Origin of the sequence: Amycolatopsis sp. NPDC048633 (genome assembly GCF_040650695.1) — a bacterium.
In the GTDB taxonomy this organism is placed as follows: domain Bacteria; phylum Actinomycetota; class Actinomycetes; order Mycobacteriales; family Pseudonocardiaceae; genus Amycolatopsis.
This window is the reverse complement of sequence record NZ_JBEZHS010000069.1, coordinates 1-16,449: the sequence shown is the minus strand read 5'-3', so window position 1 is coordinate 16,449 and position 16,449 is coordinate 1. Positions and strand designations below refer to the sequence as shown.

16 protein-coding genes are annotated in these 16,449 nt (G+C 69.4%); 5 read left to right on the top strand and 11 right to left on the bottom strand.

Annotated features, from left to right (window positions below):
* Positions 1 to 83 precede the first annotated feature (83 nt).
* The 6 genes from ugpC to AB0C38_RS48575 all read right to left on the bottom strand — a co-directional run bounded on the left by ugpC (position 84) and on the right by AB0C38_RS48575 (position 6,818).
* The gene (gene ugpC, locus AB0C38_RS48600) at positions 84 to 1,265 is read right to left on the bottom strand and encodes a sn-glycerol-3-phosphate ABC transporter ATP-binding protein UgpC (protein ID WP_360688249.1); all 1,182 of its coding nucleotides are present in this window, start codon (positions 1,263 to 1,265) and stop codon (positions 84 to 86) included.
* A gap of 2 nt (positions 1,266 to 1,267) precedes the next feature.
* On the bottom strand, positions 1,268 to 2,107 hold the full coding sequence (locus AB0C38_RS48595) for a carbohydrate ABC transporter permease (RefSeq protein ID WP_360688246.1): 840 nt from the start codon (positions 2,105 to 2,107) through the stop codon (positions 1,268 to 1,270).
* Positions 2,107 to 3,078 (bottom strand): sugar ABC transporter permease, encoded by a 972-nt coding sequence (locus AB0C38_RS48590; protein WP_360688243.1) that lies wholly within the window; start codon positions 3,076 to 3,078, stop codon positions 2,107 to 2,109. The genes AB0C38_RS48595 and AB0C38_RS48590 overlap by 1 nt, the downstream gene beginning before the upstream one ends.
* Positions 3,075 to 4,397 carry an ABC transporter substrate-binding protein gene (locus AB0C38_RS48585; protein ID WP_360688240.1) on the bottom strand — a complete coding sequence of 441 codons (1,323 nt, stop codon included), beginning with the start codon at positions 4,395 to 4,397 and terminating at the stop codon, positions 3,075 to 3,077. The genes AB0C38_RS48590 and AB0C38_RS48585 overlap by 4 nt, the downstream gene beginning before the upstream one ends.
* A gap of 254 nt (positions 4,398 to 4,651) precedes the next feature.
* Positions 4,652 to 5,176, bottom strand: a complete 525-nt coding sequence (locus tag AB0C38_RS48580) for a general stress protein (RefSeq protein WP_360688237.1) — start codon at positions 5,174 to 5,176, stop codon at positions 4,652 to 4,654.
* A 445-nt stretch (positions 5,177 to 5,621) separates the two neighbouring features.
* Entirely contained in the window at positions 5,622 to 6,818 is a 1,197-nt protein-coding gene (locus AB0C38_RS48575; protein ID WP_360688234.1) for an acyl-CoA dehydrogenase family protein, read from the bottom strand.
* Positions 6,819 to 7,014: 196 nt separating this feature from the next.
* On the opposite strand from AB0C38_RS48575, the gene AB0C38_RS48570 reads away from it, so the two are divergent.
* Positions 7,015 to 7,620 carry a DUF4190 domain-containing protein gene (locus AB0C38_RS48570; protein ID WP_360688231.1) on the top strand — a complete coding sequence of 202 codons (606 nt, stop codon included), beginning with the start codon at positions 7,015 to 7,017 and terminating at the stop codon, positions 7,618 to 7,620.
* Here AB0C38_RS48570 and AB0C38_RS48565 read toward each other — a convergent pair.
* Positions 7,617 to 8,525, bottom strand: coding sequence for a slipin family protein (locus tag AB0C38_RS48565; RefSeq protein WP_360688227.1), 909 nt, complete (start codon positions 8,523 to 8,525; stop codon positions 7,617 to 7,619). The genes AB0C38_RS48570 and AB0C38_RS48565 overlap by 4 nt on opposite strands.
* Positions 8,526 to 8,617: 92 nt before the next feature.
* On the opposite strand from AB0C38_RS48565, the gene AB0C38_RS48560 reads away from it, so the two are divergent.
* The 4 genes from AB0C38_RS48560 to AB0C38_RS48545 are packed head-to-tail and all read left to right on the top strand — an operon-like array spanning position 8,618 to position 12,496.
* A complete protein-coding gene (locus AB0C38_RS48560; protein WP_360688224.1) occupies positions 8,618 to 9,529 on the top strand; it encodes an aminoglycoside phosphotransferase family protein in 912 nt (303 codons plus the stop codon).
* A gap of 10 nt (positions 9,530 to 9,539) precedes the next feature.
* Entirely contained in the window at positions 9,540 to 10,838 is a 1,299-nt protein-coding gene (locus AB0C38_RS48555) for a CBS domain-containing protein (protein WP_360688221.1), read from the top strand.
* On the top strand, positions 10,831 to 11,340 hold the full coding sequence (locus tag AB0C38_RS48550; protein ID WP_360688218.1) for a DUF1003 domain-containing protein: 510 nt from the start codon (positions 10,831 to 10,833) through the stop codon (positions 11,338 to 11,340). The genes AB0C38_RS48555 and AB0C38_RS48550 overlap by 8 nt, the downstream gene beginning before the upstream one ends.
* Positions 11,341 to 11,350: 10 nt before the next feature.
* Positions 11,351 to 12,496, top strand: a complete 1,146-nt coding sequence (locus tag AB0C38_RS48545; protein WP_360688215.1) for a P-loop NTPase — start codon at positions 11,351 to 11,353, stop codon at positions 12,494 to 12,496.
* 58 nt (positions 12,497 to 12,554) lie between these two features.
* Here the strand turns inward: AB0C38_RS48545 and AB0C38_RS48540 are convergent, their stop codons facing one another.
* From AB0C38_RS48540 to AB0C38_RS48525, 4 genes are all read right to left on the bottom strand, one after another.
* Positions 12,555 to 13,634: a hypothetical protein gene (locus AB0C38_RS48540; RefSeq protein ID WP_360688212.1), complete on the bottom strand. Its 1,080-nt coding sequence runs from the start codon at positions 13,632 to 13,634 to the stop codon at positions 12,555 to 12,557.
* Between the two features lie 161 nt (positions 13,635 to 13,795).
* Complete coding sequence (tatB, locus tag AB0C38_RS48535) at positions 13,796 to 14,230, bottom strand: Sec-independent protein translocase protein TatB (protein ID WP_360688209.1); 435 nt, start codon at positions 14,228 to 14,230, stop codon at positions 13,796 to 13,798.
* Positions 14,231 to 14,307: 77 nt separating this feature from the next.
* Complete coding sequence (locus tag AB0C38_RS48530) at positions 14,308 to 15,825, bottom strand: trypsin-like peptidase domain-containing protein (RefSeq protein ID WP_360688206.1); 1,518 nt, start codon at positions 15,823 to 15,825, stop codon at positions 14,308 to 14,310.
* A gap of 378 nt (positions 15,826 to 16,203) precedes the next feature.
* The coding region (locus AB0C38_RS48525; RefSeq protein WP_360688203.1) for a hypothetical protein at positions 16,204 to 16,449 on the bottom strand (246 nt) is incomplete at its 5' end.

Genomic DNA, 16,449 nt, shown 5'->3' with positions numbered 1-16,449 from the left:
GTCCAGAAGTCGCCGGCCTTGGAGATCAGGGCCGGTCCTTACCGGCCATAAGAGCCGGTAAGGAGGCCTTCACGGACTTTGCCTCAGTCCTCGTAGGTGAGGTTCTTGCCGTTCGACGGGTCGAACAGCTTGATCTTGTCCGCGTCGTACCAGACCTCGAGGTCCGCGTTCTCCTTCGCGGACGACTCCGCCGAGAGGCGGGCCACGATCTGGGACTCCGAACCCGGGACGTCGGACGAGCCACTGTCCGCGGCGAGTTCGGCGAGCTCCGCGGACGTCGCGATCTCGCCTTCCAGCGTGAAGTGGGCGTACTTCTCCGAACCCATCGACTCGAGCACGTCGATGTGTGCGGTGAACGTGCCGCCGCCCGTCTTCTGGCCGGCTTCGACGACCGCCGCGTCCTCGAAGTGCTCCGGCCGGATGCCGACCAGCACCTCGCGGGGCGCGTCCGCCTTCTCCACCAGCCGGCGGATCCGGTCGGTGAGCGGCGTCGTGCCCAGCGGGCTGCGCAGCTCGTTGTTCTCCAGCGTCGCCGGCACGAAGTTCATCGACGGCGAGCCGATGAACCCCGCGACGAACAGGTTCGCCGGGTTGTCGTAGAGGAACTGCGGCGAGCCGATCTGCTGCACGAAACCGCCGCGCAGCACCACGACCCGGTCGCCCAGGGTCATGGCCTCGGTCTGGTCGTGCGTGACGTAGAGCGTCGTCGTGCCGAGCTGCTTCTGGATCTTCGACACCGACGTCCGCATCTGGCCGCGGAGCTTGGCGTCCAGGTTGGACAGTGGCTCGTCCATCAGGAACGCCTTCGGGTTCCGGACGATCGCCCGGCCCATCGCGACGCGCTGCCGCTGGCCACCGGAGAGGTTGGCCGGCTTGCGGTCCAGGTGCGCGGTCAGGTCGAGGATCGTCGCCGCTTCCTCCACCTTCGCCCGCACTGTCTTGTCGTCGACCTTGGCCAGCCGCAGCGGGAAGGCCATGTTCTCCCGCACGCTCATGTGCGGGTAGAGCGCGTAGGACTGGAACACCATCGCGATGTCCCGGTCCTTCGGGGCCTTCTCGTTGACGCGCTTGCCGTCGATGCGCAGCTCGCCGGAGGAGATGTCCTCCAGCCCCGCCACCATGTTCAGCATGGTCGACTTCCCGCAGCCGGACGGACCGACCAGCACGAGGAACTCGCCGTCGGCGATGGTTATGTCCACTTCGGACACCGCGAGCGCGCCGTCGGGGTACTTCTTCGACACCTTGTCGAGGACGATTTCTGCCATGACTACCCCTTCACCGCACCGGAGGTCAGCCCCGCCACGATGCGACGCTGGAAGAACAACACGAAAATAATGATCGGGATGGTGATGACGACCGCGGCCGCGCTCACCTGCCCTGTCGGGTCCTCGAACTGCGAGGACCCGGTGAAGAACGACAGCGCCGCCGGCACCGTCCGCGACGCCGTGGTCGACGTCAGCGAGATGGCGAACAGGAAGTCGTTCCAGCAGAAGATGAACACCAGGATCGCGGTGGTGAACACCCCCGGCGCGGCCAGTGGCGCGATCACCTTCCGGAACGCCTGGGCCGGCGTCGCGCCGTCCATCTTCGCCGCTTTTTCCAGCTCCCACGGGATTTCCCGGAAGAACGCCGACAGCGTGTAGATCGACAGCGGCAGGGCGAACGTGATGTAGGGCAGGATCAGCCCCGGCCAGGTGTCGAACAGCGCCAGGTTCCGCTCGATGTTGAACAGCGGGGTCACCAGCGACACCTGCGGGAACATCGCGATCAGCAGCGAAAGCCCGACCAGCAGCTGCTTGCCGGGGAACTCCAGCCGCGCGATCGCGTACGCGGCCATCGTGCCCAGCACCACCGCGATCACCGTGGAGATGATCGCGATGCCGATCGAGTTCACCAGCGCCAGCAGGAACTCCGACGTCTGGAAGATGTCCGCGTAGTTCTGCCAGGTCCACGACTGCGGGATGAAGTACCCGTCGGTCAGCGTGTCCTTGGTCTTGAACGAAAGCGAAACCACCCAGAGCACCGGCACCAGCGCGAACACCAGCACGAGGATGTCGACCAGGCCCCAGCGTACTTTGCGGCCCGTCGTGACGGTTCCCATCACCATCAGCGCTTACCCCCGTCGTCCGAACCCGGTGCGGCCGTGCCGAACACCTTGATGAAGATGAACGCGATGATCGCCACCGTGATGAAGATCAGGACGGCCATCGTCGACCCGATCCCGAGGTTGAGCCCCTTGACCAGGTTGTTGTAGGTCTGCATCGACACGGACCCGGTGTCCTGCGCGCCGCCCGTGAGGACGTAGATGTTGTCGAAGATCCGGAACGCGTCGAGCGTGCGGAACAGCAGGGCCACCAGGATCGCCGGCTTCATCACCGGCAGCATCACCTTCGTGAACCGCTGCCACGCGCTCGCGCCGTCCATCGACGCGGCCTTGAGCAGGTCGTCCGGCACCAGCGCCAGGCCGGCCATCAGCAGCAGCGCCATGAACGGCGTGGTCTTCCACACCTCGGCGCCGATGATGATGAACAGCGACGGCCACTGGTCGGTCAGCGGCGCCCCGTCCGCGGCCAGCCAGTTCGCCAGGTAGCCGGTCTTCGGCGTCCACGCGTAGTACCACGAGAACGCCGCGACGACCGTGACGATGCCGTACGGGATCAGCGCGATGGTGCGCACGATCCCGCGGCCGACCAGCGTCCGGTGCATCACCAGCGCCAGCGCCATGCCGAGGACGAACTCGATCGCCACCGACACCACGGTGAGGAACATCGTGGTGCCGAACGCCGTCCACCAGTACGAATTGGACAGCACGGCCCCGTAGTTGTCGAAGCCGACGAACTCCTGCTGCGCCGGGAACCGCAGGTCGTACCGCTGCAGCGACAACCAGATCGAGTACAGGATCGGGTAGCCGGTGACGGCGATCATCACGACGAACGCGGGCGCGCACAGCCAGAGCCCGAGCCGTCGCTCGGCCCGCTTCCCCTCGGACAGGGCGGGTTTGCCCTTCTTGTGGGACGTCGCCCCTTCGGCGACGGTGGCCCCGGCGGTGTCGGCCGGGGTGGAGTCCTGAACGGTCACGGGATCACTCCCTTCGACTGGAGCGCGTCACTGAGCTGCTCGCGCAGCTTGTCCGCGGTGGCCTGCGGATCGATTTCGGCCGGCGGTGAAAGGATCTTCGACATCACCGTCGACATGTTCTGGTACGCCGGGGTCAGCGGCCGCACCGCGGCGTCCTTCAGCGCGTCCAGGATGGAGTCGCGCATCGGGTACTTGAGCGCCATGTTCGGGTTGTCGTCGCTCGCCGGCTTCGACGCGTCGAGCGGCGTGTCGTTGTGGTACACCGACTCGATGGTCGGCGGCACGCCGTCGTTGATCGCCGAGAACTTCTGGTTCTCCGCGCTCCGCAGGCACAGCGCCGCCTCGTACGCCTCGGGCTTGTGCGCCGACAACGAGCTGACGGCGAGGTCGTACCCGCCGATCGTGGTCTTCGCCGGCGTGCCGGGAAGCGCCTCGGGGTAGACGGCCCACTTCATGTGGGAGACGTCCTGCGGCTTGTCCTTCGCGTAGGAGGCGTAGACGAACGGCCAGTTCAGCTCGAACGCGGCGTCGCCACGCTGGAACGTCTGCCGGACGTCGTCCTCCTTCGAGTTGGTCAGCGACGCGTCGGTGATCCCCGACGCCGTGATCTGCTTCAGCAGCGCCAGCGCCTTGACCGCGCCGTCGTCCATCACGACGGACTTGCCGTCGTCGGACAGGATGTGCCCGCCCATCGACTCGACCAGCGTGTTGTAGAAGACGACGAGGCCTTCGTACTGCGCGCCGGTGAAGACGATGCTGTACGGCTTGCCCTGCGCCTTCAGGTCCTGCGACTTCTGGATCATCTCGTCCCACGTCTTCGGCGGGGTCGGGGTGATCCGGTCGTCGTACCAGAGCAGCTGGATGTTGGTGTTCTTCGGCGCCGCGTAGAGCTTCCCGTTGTAGGTCGCGGTGTCCAGCGGCCCCTGGAGGACGCCCTCGGACGCCGCGGCCTTGTTCTGGTCCTTCCACTCGTCGATCCACCCGGCTTCGGCGAACTCCGAAACCCAGGTCACGTCGAGGCCCAGGACGTCCATCGCGTCGTCGCCCGCCGCCAGCCGCCGCGCCATCTGGAGCCGCTGGTCGTCCGAGCCGCGCTGGAGTTTGTTGTAGACGATCTCGTAGCGGCCGTCCGCCGCCTTGTTGCAGTTGTCGACGACCTTCTGGAAACTGTCCTCAGGCCCGTAGTACACGTTGATCTTCAGTCCGCCGCCCGAGCCGCAGCCGGCCACAAGACCGGTCAGCAATGCCCCTGCCCCCAGAAGGGCGGTGGTGCGGCCGGGCGAGCGCCCCCTTTTGCCCGCGCCGATCCTCTTCCCCATAAGGCCTCCTCACCCGCGTGCACGCCGGATACCGCGGTGCCTGGTGGCCACCACGACGCGATGAGGCGAACCGCGCCAGCACCCCGACGTGCTAGTGCTCGGACGGTCTCTGTGATTGGCGAGGCCGCCCGACTGGTGTCGGACAACTTATGCCGGGCGATCACACCCCGCAAGCAGTATCGGTAACGATTCAGCCCACTGCAGACTGAACTGTGATTTTCCCCTGGTATTGCCGGGATTTTCCAGGGTTTCTTTCAGATGTTGGCCGGTGGCGGCTTGAGCGCGAGCTTGGCGAGCAGCTCCCGCGCCCGCTCGGCCGAGCGCGGCTGGCACAGGACGTCGTAGCGGCCGGCGACCAGCTGGCTCGCCGAGGAGAAGTCCCGCCGCCCGCGCGACATGCTGTACCCGATGGCGGCGAACATCAGCCCGGAGAGGACGCCCAGCACGAGCCCGGTGAGCAGCTGCAGCGCGAAGCCCTGGTTGACGAACAGCCCGAGCAGCAACCCGGCGAACAGGCCGAACCAGGCCCCCGAGACGGCGCCGGTGCCGAGCACGCGGCCCCAGCTGAGCTTCCCGATGACGCGCTCGACGAGCATCAGGTCCACACCGACGATCGTGACGTCGCTGACGGAGAACTCGCTGTCCGCGAGGAAGTCGACGGCCTGCTGCGCCTCGCCGTAGGTCGCGTACGACCCGATCGGCCAGCCGGTCGGCGGAGTCGGCAGCCGTGGCAGGTTGCCGGGCGCCCGGCTCCCGCCGAAGGGACTACTCACCATCATCACCTGCGCACTCGTGGGTCTTGGGCGTCCATCTTGTCAAGAACGCCCGGACCGTGCGAGCCGCTTACCCCGAAAGGCCGGGGCCGGTGGTCGGGCGCCATGTCATGAACGACTCGTTCATGACGTCCGGCGCGGTGAAAGGGTCGTTCACGGCGTCCCGCCTCCCAGTTCTGCCGAGGCCGGCTCCTCCCCAGGCGATGGCGGCCCGCACCGCTCAGCCCGAAAGGCCGCAGCCGGCGGACGCACGCGATGTCATGAACGACTCGTTCATGACGTCCGGCGCGGTGAAAGGGTCGTTCACGGCGTCCCGCCTCACCGAGTCCGGGCCGGATCCCCGAGAGGCCCGGGGCCAGAGGCGCAGCGGCGCGGTTCGGGACGCGAGCCGGAATGAGTCATTCACTGCACCGGCGACCGGCTCGCTTTGTCGACAGAGCGACAAAGCGTGTCAAGAGCGGGACTTGTACTCCCGCAGCAGGCCCCGGCTGATGATGGTCTTCTGGATCTCGCTCGTGCCCTCGCCGATCAGCAGGAACGGTGCCTCGCGCATCAGGCGCTCGATCTCGTACTCCTTCGAGTACCCGTAGCCGCCGTGGATGCGGAACGCGTCCTGCGTGACCTCCGCGCAGTACTCCGACGCGATCAGCTTCGCCATGCCCGCCTCGACGTCGTTGCGCTCACCCGAGTCCTTCAGCCGGGCCGCGTTCACCATCATCAGGTGGGCCGCCTCGACCTTGGTCGCCATCTCGGCCAGCTTGAACGCCACCGCCTGGTGCTCGGCGATCGCCTTGCCGAACGTCTTGCGCTGCTGGGCGTACTCCACCGCCAGCTCGAACGCCCGGATCGCGATGCCGCACGCCCGCGCCGCGACGTTCACCCGGCCGACCTCGACACCGTCCATCATGTACGCGAAGCCCTTGCCCGGCGCTTCGCCCAGCACCATGTCGGCGCCGATCTTGTAGCCGTCGAAGACCGCTTCCGTGGTGTCGACGCCCTTGTAGCCCATCTTGTCGATCTTGCCGGGGATGGTCAGCCCGGGCGCGACCTCGCCGAAGCCCTCCGGCTTCTCGACGAGGAACGCCGTCAGGTTCTGGTGGGGCTTCTCGGCACCTTCGTCGGTCTTGACGAGCAGCGCGATCAGGTTCGACGAACCGCCGTTGGTCAGCCACATCTTCGAGCCGTCGATGACGTAGCCGTCATCGGTCTTCTTGGCGCGGGTCTTGATCGCGGCGACGTCGGAGCCGAGGTCCGGCTCGGACATCGAGAAGGACCCGCGGACCTCGCCGGTCGCCATGCGCGGCAGGAAGTGCTGCTTCTGCGCCTCCGTGCCGTGGCGGGAGATCATGTGCGCCACGATGAAGTGGGTGTTGATCACGCCGGACACGCTCATCCAGCCCCGCGCGATCTCCTCGACGACCAGCGCGTAGGTCAGCAGCGACTCGCCGAGCCCGCCGTACTCCTCCGGGATGGTGATCCCGAACAGGCCCATCTCCTTCATGCCCTCGACGATGTCGGTGGGGTAGGTGTCGGCGTGCTCGAGCTCCTGCGCGTGCGGGATGACCTCCTTGTCCACGAACTGGCGGACGGTCGCGAGGATCTCCGACTGCACGTCGGTCAGGCCGGCGGTCTGGGCGAGACGGGCCATGGGGGCTTCCTTCCTGGCGGCTTCGCCGGCTCCCGGCGCTGGGTTACCGGTGAGTATGACCCGAAAGCCGGAACCCTGCTATGAGGGCGCTCACGCCCACCGTGATCAGCACCGCCCGGCGGCGATCGTCGTCGGCCACGGGTCTCTGCCGCTGACCGGCTAAGTTGGGGTCCAGCACGCAGCGAGGGGACCCACCATGACCGACCCGTCCGGGGACAAGGACCGTCCGGCCGATCCGACCGTGGCGTACGACCCGCCGCCCACCGCGGAACCCGCGCCGTACGCACCGGAGAACTACGACCCGCCGGCGGTCGACAGCACGGTCGCGGACACCACCGTCGCCGACACCACGGCCGCCGATGCCCCGGAGCAGCCCGAGCAGCTGCCGCCGGGCGCGTTCGAGGCTCCCGCCGCGCACATCCCCGGCACGCCGTACGTCGCGCCGGGCCAGCCGCAGCCGGTGTACCAGTACCAGCAGCCGTCGTACCCGATGCCCTACGGACAGCCGTACGGCGGCCCGGCGCCCTACGTCCAGCCGCCGTACGTCCCCGCGCAGCACAAGCCGGACAACGCGCTGGCGATCGGCGCGCTGGTCTGCTCGATCCTCGGCTTCTGCTCCGGCATCACCGCGATCGCCGGGCTGGTCATGGGCCACATCGCGCTGAGCAAGACGAACCGCGGCGAAGCGGGCGGCCGCGGGATGGCCACGGCCGCCGTGATCGTCGGCTACGTCGTGATCGCGCTGTGGGTCGGCTTCTTCACCACGCTGATCATCCTCGGCGCGAACGGCAAGCTGACCTAGTCGGCCGGCAGCACCGCGTCCCCGGGGCTGCGCGGCGACGGCGTCGCGTGGCCGTTCGCCTCCGGCTTGGGCTCCCCGGCGTCCAGTTCGAGCTCCGGCTCGGGCGCTGCCGGAGCGGGAGCGGGAGCGGGCGCCTGAGCGGGCGCCGCGGGCCTCGGCGTCTGCGCGTCGAGGAACCGCAGCAGCTCCACCGGGAACGGCAGCACCAGCGTCGAGTTCTTCTCCGACGACACCTGCACGACGGTCTCCAGCAGCCGCAGCTGCAACGCCGCCGGGGTGTCGGCCATCTGCGCGGCGGCCTGGGAGAGCTTGTACGACGCCTGCAACTCGCCGTCGGCGGAGATGACGCGCGCGCGCCGTTCCCGCTCCGCTTCGGCCTGCCGCGACATCGAGCGCTTCATCGCCTCCGGCAGCGCGACGTCCTTGATCTCGACGCGGTCGATGTGGATGCCCCAGTCCAGTGCCGGGCTGTCGATCATCAGCTCCAGGCCCTCGTTGAGGCGCTCACGGTTGGAGAGCAGGTCGTCGAGCTCGCTCTTGCCGATGATCGAGCGCAACGACGTCTGCGCGACCTGGCCGACCGCCGCCCGGTAGTCCTGGACGTTGACCGCCGCGATGACCGGGTCGATCACCTTGAAGTAGACGACGGCGTCGACCCGGACCGTGACGTTGTCCCGGGTGATGCCGTCCTGGGCGGGCACCGGCATGGTCACGATCTGCATGTTGACCTTCTGCATCCGGTCCACGAACGGCACCAGCAGCGTCAACCCGGGTTCCGAGACCCGGGCCCGCACCCGGCCGAACCGGAAGACCAGCCCGCGTTCGTACTGCCTCACGACGCGCACCCCGGCCGCGAGCCAGGCTCCGCCCGCGACGACTACGGCGCTGAGGATCTCCACCACCATGGCTGCTCCCGGGGTTGCGTTTCCCCCTGAAAACCCAGCGTACGCCCGTGCCGACCAGGACGAAACGCACTGGACGGGCCCAGCAGACTGGGGTGGTGAACGATCTCCGCGTCCCGCCGCTGTTCGCCGACCGGGCGCCCCGGGTGCTCGGCCCGGAGGCCGTCCCGTGGCTGGCGGCCCTGCCGGACCTCGCGGCCCGGTACGCCCGCGAGTGGGGCCTGACTTTCGAAGGCGACGCGATGCACGGCTACGTCGGCGTCGTGCAGCCCGCGCGGCTCGCCGACGGCACGCCGGTGGTGCTGAAACTCGGCTGGCTCGGCGAAGAGTCCGCCGGCGAACCGCTCGCACTGTCCACATGGGCCGGTCGAGGTGCGGTGCTGCTGCTGGACTCCGCACCGGACGACGGTGTCCTGCTGCTCGAACGACTCGATGCCGGCCGCACCCTCGACGACCTTCCGCTGCGCGAAGCCGTCCCGCTGCTCGGCGAACTGGCCCGGCGCCTCGCCGTGCCCGCTCCGCCGTCGCTGGTCAGGAGTGTGCGCACCGAAGCCGAAGCCCTCGCCGAAGAGCTGCCCCGCCGGTGGTCCGCGCTCGGCGAGCCGTTCGACCGGCGGCTCGTCGACGACGCCGTCGCGATCTGCCGCGAGCTCGGGCCGTCCTCGGGCGAGCTGCTGGTGAACGAGGACCTGCACTTCCAGAACGTGCTCGCCGGGCAGCGGGAGCCGTGGCTGGTCATCGACCCGAAGCCACTGGCCGGCGACCTCGATTACGCCGTGATCCCGTTGTTCTGGAACCGCTTCACCGAGTCCACACTGGACGAACGGTTCGCGATGGTCGTCGCGTCGCAGGAGCTCGACGCCGGGAAGGCGCGGGCCTGGACCCTCGTGCGCGCGGTGCAGAACTGGATCTGGATGCTCGAAGACCTCGAAGAGTTCGAAGCGGACAGCGACGACCCGGCATTCGTCACCGTGCCGGAAATCGCTGCTTGGGCAGCCAGCCGATAGTGTCTGCGGCATGGCCGCGGTCAACAGGGTTTTCGCTGCTCAGCTGTCCGGGTTGCCGGTGTTCGGGCCGGACGGCGAGTCCATCGGCCGGGTCCGTGACCTGGTCGCGGGCCTGCGGCTGGACGCGCAGCCGCCGCGGATCCTCGGCGTGGTCGTCGAGCTGACCACGCGGCGGCGGGTCTTCGTGCCGATGCTGCGCGTCACCTCGATCGAACCGAGCGCCGTGACGCTCGCCACCGGCTCGGTCAACATGCGCCAGTTCAACCAGCGCCCCAACGAGGTGCTGGTGCTCGGCCAGCTGCTCGACGCGCACGCGACGCTGGCCGGGTCCGACACGCGGATCACCGTCGTCGACGCCGCGATGGAGCCGACCCGCACCCGCGACTGGGTGCTGGCGAAGCTCGCCATCCGCGAGCGGCGCGCCGGGCTGGGCCGCCGCCGGTCGGCCATGCAGGTGCTGCGCTGGGAGGAGGTCGCCGGCCTGGGGCTCGCCGACCTGGCGAAGCAGCCGCAGGGCGCGGGCCAGCTGCTCATGCTGTTCGACACCATGCGCTCGGTCGACGTCGCCGCGACCGTCCGCGACCTGCCGCTCAAGCGCCGCCACGAGGTCGCCGACGCGATGGACGACGAGCGCCTCGCCGACGTCCTCGAGGAGCTGCCGGACGACGACCAGAAGGAGCTGCTGTCCTACCTCGCCGAGGAGCGCGCGGCCGACATCCTCGAGGCGATGAACCCGGACGACGCCGCCGACCTGCTCGCCGAGCTCGCCCCCGCGGAGCAGAGCCGGCTGCTGGAGCTGATGGAGCCGGAGGAGTCCGCGCCGGTCAAGCGGCTGCTGGCCTACTCGTCCGACACCGCGGGCGGCCTGATGACCCCGGAGCCGGTGGTGCTCACGCCCGACACGACGATCGCCGAGGCGCTGGCCCACATCCGCAACGCCGAGCTGCCGCCGGCGCTGGCCAGCATGGTGTTCGTCTGCCGCCCGCCGACCGCGACGCCGACCGGGCGCTTCGTCGGCGTCGTGCACTTCCAGCGGCTGCTGCGCGAGCCACCGGCGGAGCTCGTGGCGAGCGCCGTCGACACCGGCCTGGCGGCGCTGCGACCCAACGCGACGCTGGCCGAGGTCACGCGCTACTTCGCCGCCTACAACCTGACCTGCGGGCCGGTCGTCGACACCGAGGACCACCTGCTCGGCGCGGTCACCGTGGACGACGTGCTCGACCACCTGCTGCCCGAGGACTGGCGCGAGACCGGCCTGCACGACACCACCGGCGAGACCGGCGAACACCTGGAGGCGGACCGTGCCTGAACTGTCGTCCGGACGGCGGCTGGACCAGCCGCGCAGCCAGAACCGGTTCAAGCTGAACATCGACCCGGACACCTTCGGCAGGCTCACCGAGCGCGTCGCCCGGTTCCTCGGCACCGGGAAGTACCTGTTCTGGCAGACGCTGATGGTGTTCGTCTGGATCGTGGTGAACCTGTTCGCGGTGTCGCTGCAGTGGGACCCGTACCCGTTCATCCTGCTCAACCTGGCCTTTTCGACGCAGGCGGCGTACGCGGCGCCGCTGATCCTGCTCGCGCAGAACCGGCAGGACGACCGCGACCGCGTCTCGCTGGACGAGGACCGGAACCGCGCCGCGCAGACCAAGGCCGACACGGAGTACCTGGCCCGGGAGCTGGCGGCGCTGCGGCTGGCGGTCGGCGAGGTCGCGACGCGGGACTACCTGCGCGGCGAGCTGGACCGGCTGCGGGAGGACCTCGACGTCCAGCCCAGGAAGGCCAAACCGAACCGCACTCCTACCGGCTCGTAACATGGGTGGGGTGACCAGCACTCAGCAGCTCCCCAGCGTCGATGACGTCCGCAGCGCGCTGAAGAGCGTGCAAGATCCCGAGATCCACAAACCCATCACGGACCTGGGGATGGTGAAGGACGTCGTCGTCGGCGAAGATGGTGTCGTCACCGTCGGGATCTACCTGACGGTGGCCGGCTGCCCGCTGAAGGCGACGCTGACCAACGACACGAAGGAAGCCGTCTCGAAGCTCCCCGGCGTCGCCGACGTCCGGGTCGAGCTCGACGTGATGAACGACGAGCAGCGCTCCGAGCTGCGGAAGTCGCTGCGCGGCGACGCCAGCGAGCCGGTCATCCCGTTCGCGCAGCCGGGCTCGATGACGCGGGTGTACTGCGTCGCGTCCGGCAAGGGCGGCGTCGGCAAGTCGTCGGTCACGGTGAACCTGGCCGCGGCGATGGCCGAGCGGGGCCTGTCGGTCGGCGTCGTCGACGCGGACATCTACGGCCACTCGATCCCCCGCATGCTGGGCACGCGCGAGAAGCCGACCAAGGTCGACACGATGATCATGCCGCCGCAGGCGCACGGCGTGAAGGTGATCTCGATCGGCATGTTCACCCCGGGCAACACCCCGGTGGTGTGGCGCGGGCCGATGCTGCACCGCGCGCTGCAGCAGTTCCTGGCCGACGTCTTCTGGGGCGACCTCGACATCCTGCTGCTGGACCTGCCGCCGGGCACCGGCGACATCGCGATCTCGGTGGCCCAGCTGATCCCGAACGCGGAGATCCTGGTGGTCACGACGCCGCAGCAGGCCGCGGCGGAGGTGGCCGAGCGGGCCGGCGCGATCGCGCTGCAGACGCGTCAGCGCGTGGCCGGGGTCATCGAGAACATGTCGTGGCTGGAGCAGGCCGACGGTTCCCGCCTGGAGATCTTCGGCTCGGGCGGCGGCGAGACGGTGGCGGCGTCGCTGACGAAGTCGATCGGGTCGGACGTGCCGCTGCTGGGCCAGGTGCCGCTGGACCCCCGCCTGGTCGAGCAGGGCGACTCGGGCACCCCGCTGGTGCTGTCGTCGCCCGACGCCCCGGCGTCCGTGGTGCTGAAGGAGATGGCGAAGAAGCTGACGGTCCGGGCACGCGGGCTGGCCGGGATGATGCTGAACGTGACCCCGGCCGGTCGCTGAGGCTTTTCTCCACGGCAGAAGGGGACCTCCACTCCGGTGGAGGTCCCCTTCGTCGTCCTTAGGAGCAGCGCCAGAGGTAGGCGGTCGAGTGCCGGGTCGTGGAGTCGTACCGGTAGCCGCCCACGGTGCCGTCGTCGCCGACGACCACGGGGAGGTCGGCCTTGAGGTCACCGAACTTCGAGACGAAGGTGCCCTGGTTCCAGACGCCGTAGCCGGTGCCCGCCAGGTCGTTGCCGCCGTTCGCCTCGTCGACGCGGCCGGTGATCAGGCCGCTCGCGTTGATCGAGAACTGCGGGTTGCCGTTGGACAGGTTGTAGCTGGACTTCGGCAGGATGTGGGCCGCGTGCTGCTGGTCCCAGTAGACGCCGACGTTCTTGCCGTTGTACACGCCGTAGCCGACGACGCGGCCGTTCTTGATGTCGTCGGGCCACGCGTACTTGAGGCCCGGCAGGGTGCCGAGGTGGGTCAGCGTCCCGTCGCGCCAGATGTCGGAGCTGTTGAGCAGGATCGCCCCGTCGGTGTCGACCGCGACCGGGCCGATGCCGGACGACGGCGCGCCGGTCAGCAGCGTCACGGTGCCCGGCTGGGCGGCCGGCCAGCGGACCGCGGTCAGGCCGGTCCCGTCCTGCTTGCGCACGACCCCGATGACGTCGCCGGAGTCGGTGATGCCGACGGCGGCCGACCGCGTGTAGCCCGCGGGCAGCTGGCTCGCCGTCGGGAAGGGCAGGGCGACGAGCGTGCCGCCGGAGCTCTTGAACGCCTTCTCGTAGATGAACCCGGCGCCGAAGATCGTGCTGTAGGCGGTCCCGGCGACCGTGCCCGAGCGGTTCTCGGCGGTCACAGCCGCGCCGTTGTACCCGGGCGTGCCGAGGTCGGCGTACGTGCCGTTGGTCCAGGACGCGGCGCGGACGGTGTCACCGAACTGGTCGGTCGGCAGTGCCCAGCCGGCGAAGTTCCCCTTGTCGTCGGTCGCGGTCACCTTCGCGCTCACGGCGGTGCCGGCGCCGAGGGCGGTGGGCTTCCAGGTGCACGCGGCGGCTGCCGTCGTGGCGGCTTCCGTCGCGGCGGCCGAGGCCACCTGGCCCGATCCGAGCAGGCCCACCGCGAGCAGCGCGCAGCCCAGCGATCTGAGTTTCATCTTTCTCCCCTTCGTTCGCGGGCGGCGGACAGCCGCCCCCACTCGAACGTAGGAGGGAAACGATCACCTGGTCAGGGTCGTGAGACGGGACTAGGGAAACCACCGGAGATGGCGCGCAAACGGGGGTTCTTGCGCTTGTTCGTCCATAGTGGACGGACGGGTCAGGTGGCGTCCGGGTCGATCGGCGGGCGCTCCCCCGGCTTGAGCGGCTCCGACTGCCGGGTCTGGCCGACCGTGGACCCGTTCGAGCCGTTGGTCCCGTTCGTCCCGTTGGTACCGGTCAGGTTCGGGCTGCCGTTCGTGATGCCCTTCAGGCCGAGCGGGTCCGCGTCGCCGTCGAAGAGGTGCTGCGTCACCACCCGCTTCGGGTCGAAGTTGCGCAGCCCGCGCAGGTCTTCCAGGGGTTTGCGGAGCTGGTCGAACTCCGGGCCCATCTCCTCGCGGAGCTGTTCCCTCGCTCCGGTCGCGAAGTCACGGACCTTCTTCACGCTCTTCGCCATCCAGGACGCCGCCTCGGGCAGCCGTTCCGGGCCGAGGATGAAAAGACCGGCGATGATGAGGACGAGGATTTCCCCCCATCCGACACTGTCGAACACCCGTCTACCTCCGCTCGGAACCTACCCGCCCAGGGTACCCGCCCCGGCCCGCTCTCCGGCAGGCCGAACGCGGGAACTCAGTCGGAAGCCAGGGTTACGTCGACGACGAAGCTCGCGCCGTCGCGGGCCAGCTGCACGGGGACGACCTCGCCGACGTCGTGGGCGCGCACCGCGACCGTCAGTTCGGCGGAGTCCCGCACCAGGCGGCCCCCGATCTTCGTGATGACGTCGCCTTCCTTGATGCCGGCGTTCGCGGCCGGGCCGCCGGGCGCGACGTTCTTCACCTGGGCGCCCATGGTGGAGGAGCCGGCGACGGTCGAGGAGGCGTTGATGCCGATGTCGGCGTGCTGGACCTTACCGTCCTTGATCAGCGCTTTCGCGATCTTGACCGCGTAGTCGCTGGGGATGGCGAAGCCGATGCCGATGCTGCCGCCGTCCGCGCCGGAGGAGCGGATCGACGAGTTGATCCCGACGAGCGCGCCGGTGGAGTCGACGAGCGCGCCGCCCGAGTTGCCGTGGTTGATGGCGGCGTCGGTCTGGATGGCTTCGTAGGTGACCGGCGGGGCGCCGTTGTCGCCGCCCGCGGTGATCGGGCGGTTCAGGGCGCTGACGATGCCGGCGGTCACGGAGTTCTGCAGCGCGAGCGGCGAGCCGATGGCCATCACGGTGTCGCCGACCTGCAGGTCGGCGGACTTGCCGATCTGCAGGACGGTCGGGTTGGTGACGTTGACCTTGACGACGGCGAGGTCGGTCTTCTGGTCGGAGCCGACGAGCTTGGCCTCGGTGCGGGTGCCGTCGATGAAGATGGCGGTGACCTTGACGCCCGGGTCGGCGCTCGCGGAGGAGATCACGTGCTCGTTGGTGAGGATGTAGCCCTGCGGGTCGATCATGACGCCGGAGCCCTGCTCACCGGAGTCGGCGCCGGGCTTGAAGACCTCGAGCGAGACGACGGCGGGCGCGACGCGCTTGGCGATCTCGGCGACCGAGCCGGCGGGGCGTTCCTTCGCGGCCTCGGCTTCGGAGATGGTGGCGGAGCCGGTGAGCTCCCCGCCGGTGTCGGCGGCCCACCAGCCGACGAGCCCCCCGACGGCCCCGACGAGCAGCGCGACGACCCCGAGCAGGACGAGCGCCTTCGGCTGCACGCGACGGCCGAAGAGCACCTCGGGCAGGCTGAGCAGCGCACCGGGCGGGCGTTTGGCGGGCTTTTCCTCGTCTTCGGCGGGCATCGCCGGACCGGCGAGGACAGCGCCGGCGCCCGGATCGCGCCAGGGATCGCTGGTGCTGTTCCAGAGGGGCGGATCTTGTTCTATCGGCTCACCGGTGGCTTCCCGCGGCCGTTCGAGCAGCACCCCTTCGGCCCCGGGCGGCCGGCGGAAGGCTTCGGCGAGCGACTCGGGAGCGGGCGGCGCGAGCCGGACACCGTTGGACTTCTGCGGGGAGTAGAGCTGGTCGAACGCCCCATCGACCCCACTGGGCCTGCCGAAGACGGCGGCCTGAGCCGGATCGACGGCCGGCCGCGCGAGCGGCCGCGGACCCAGCCGCTCAGCATCGCGCGCGCCAGGCTCCTCGGGATTCACGTTCGGCTCGGTCATCATTCCCCGGTGCAGAAGATCAGGTGGCTGGGCGTGACGATACCCAAGCCCAGTGCTCCGAGTCTGCCGGTACGCCAGTGAAATGGCTGTTGCTTGGGCCGGCTGTCCCCAGGGGCGGGGCAATGTGGACAAACCGGCGCTTCAGTCGCTGATCAGGGCTTTCCGTCGGGGGGCGGCGATAGACTGGACATGGGCACGCCCCCCTTGGGACGGGCGGGGGCCGGTTTCCGGTCCTGGCTCGGCGGCCCGGCGAAGTCGGGGTGGCGCGGGCCCGGGTCGCGGACGTCTTGAATGACTCATTCCTGGCGTCGGATGAGGTGAATGGGTCGTTCACCTCACCACAACCGCGCGATCGGGCCCTCCGACCGGCGCACCTGACCCTCAAGTCGGCCGCGCAGACCTGACTTTGCCGGAGCCTGCCAGGGCAGGGCGGGGCTCCGGGTGGTGCACCGCGAGCTCGCCGACCAGGTCCGCCAGCTCTGGCAAAGCCAGGTGCTCGGCTGACGAGCGGGGCGACGGCAGTCCGGACGTCATGAACGACCCTTTCACCTCGTCTGACGAGGTGAAAGGGTCGTTCATGACCGCTGCCGCGGAACGAGTCCCCACCCGCTCGCCCGCGATCCGAAC